Origin of the sequence: Intestinimonas massiliensis (ex Afouda et al. 2020), from assembly GCF_900626285.1 — a bacterium.
Lineage (GTDB): Bacteria > Bacillota > Clostridia > Oscillospirales > Oscillospiraceae > Flavonifractor > Flavonifractor massiliensis_A.
On record NZ_LR131156.1, the window covers coordinates 1 to 1,473 of the forward strand.

Sequence of the window (1,473 nt, forward strand, 5' to 3'; positions counted from 1 at the left end):
GGACTTACAAGCCCAAGGAGTGAGTGGTCAGCCAGTTGCTCCTCTTATTGTAGCTTAGGCACGAGATGGAGGGAAAGCCGGACTGGCTGCCCGGCTTTCCTGTCCAAATTTATTGTAATAGGAGTGTGTTATGAATTTTTTTCGATTGGCCCCCGTATTTGTTTTTCTTCTGTGCTTTGTGTCTTTTCCTTCTGCTTTGGCTGCTGAGGGTGATGTGGACGTGATGGATGCTGATATCATCCCCGGTACGTCCACCGAGACTTTTACTACCGACACGGATAGCGGGAATATCACGGTTAATGTTACTGTCCCTTCCGTTGATTCTGTTCCTGCTTCTCCTGAGCCGTCCTCTGAGGTCAGCCCGGCTTATTCTACCCGTACTTTGGATGATACTGCCGCTCCCGCGGATTCTGAGACTATGCCTGGCCTCGTTACCGCTCTTTTTGGCTCCTATACGCCCCGGACGCAGACGGTGACAGAATATCTCCCGGATGGCTCCAGTGTGACCTATTCGGAAGTCGTTCCCGGCCTTGCCGGTCTGGATTGGCATTGGATCGCCTCTGTTGCCTTGTTTGCTATGTCCCTGTATTGTGTGTTCCGTATGATTGAAGGGCTGTTCAAGTGGACCTGATGATATCCTTTTCTTCCTCTCTCCTGGGCTGTATCGCTGATTTTCTCAGCGCTGAGCCTATGATTTATCTCTTCTCCATTGTGTGCCTGATTGGCATAGCAAAGGTGTTTCGGCAGCTTATGCCTTAACATACAAAATCGTTGGCCACGATTGTACCTCTCAAAAAAACTGAAAGAAAGGTGTAAAAATGACTATGACTGAACTACTCTCTACTGTGACTGAGGTCTTTACTGCCGCTGTCGGCTGGGTCGGCACTGTTGCTACCACTATCACCGGGGAGCCTCTGCTCCTGATCGGTGTCGTCATGGGCTTCATCGGCGTAGGCGTTGGCCTGTTCCGCCGTATGCTCAATGTCTGACGGAGGTGTGAGACATGGAGGAAACGACTGCTATGGGTACTCTGCTCACCACTGTCGGCGAGGTGTTCACCTCCGCCGTTGGCTGGGTCGGTACGGTTGCCGATACCATTGCCGATAACCCTATTCTCCTGATCGGTGTCGTGATGGGCTTCATCGGCGTGGGTGTTGGCCTGTTCCGCCGTATGCTCAACGTGTGACCCCACCTGTTCGGGCGGCGGCATTTGCCGCCGCCCTTTGTTTTTGGAAGAAGGTGATTTCTTGAAGTTCTTTCGTTTCGGTCTCGTCGTGTCTACTTTGTTCTGTATTTTGATGGTTTCCGCCTTTGCAGCGGAGCCTGAATATACATATGAGTTCGGTATACATTTTCCGCCCGAATATGCTACGATTTCTTACGATGGCGATATGGTTTCTGTTTATGTGGAGGATGCGTTTTTTGAAGCTTTTGAGGAAGATGTGTCCCGTGAGGAAATTTGTTCGGTTCTTT

General features: G+C 50.6%; 4 protein-coding genes. All 4 read left to right on the forward strand.

Annotated features, from left to right (window positions below; all coding sequences use genetic code 11):
- Positions 1-130 precede the first annotated feature (130 nt).
- Positions 131-631 (forward strand): hypothetical protein, encoded by a 501-nt coding sequence (locus tag E0E41_RS18370; RefSeq protein WP_130871331.1) that lies wholly within the window; start codon positions 131-133, stop codon positions 629-631.
- A 193-nt stretch (positions 632-824) separates the two neighbouring features.
- The gene (locus E0E41_RS18685) at positions 825-989 is read left to right on the forward strand and encodes a hypothetical protein (protein WP_165450556.1); all 165 of its coding nucleotides are present in this window, start codon (positions 825-827) and stop codon (positions 987-989) included.
- A 14-nt stretch (positions 990-1,003) separates the two neighbouring features.
- Complete coding sequence (locus tag E0E41_RS18375; protein WP_130871332.1) at positions 1,004-1,186, forward strand: hypothetical protein; 183 nt, start codon at positions 1,004-1,006, stop codon at positions 1,184-1,186.
- 61 nt (positions 1,187-1,247) lie between these two features.
- Positions 1,248-1,473, forward strand: a 226-nt coding sequence (locus tag E0E41_RS18380) for a hypothetical protein (protein WP_130871333.1), incomplete at its 3' end; no start/stop codon positions are given.

Coding starts and splice junctions, on each gene's coding strand:
- E0E41_RS18370 (WP_130871331.1), top strand. CDS start 131: ATGAATTTTTTTCGATTGGCCCCCGTATTTGTTTTTCTTCTGTGCTTT.
- E0E41_RS18375 (WP_130871332.1), top strand. CDS start 1,004: ATGGAGGAAACGACTGCTATGGGTACTCTGCTCACCACTGTCGGCGAG.
- E0E41_RS18685 (WP_165450556.1), top strand. CDS start 825: ATGACTGAACTACTCTCTACTGTGACTGAGGTCTTTACTGCCGCTGTC.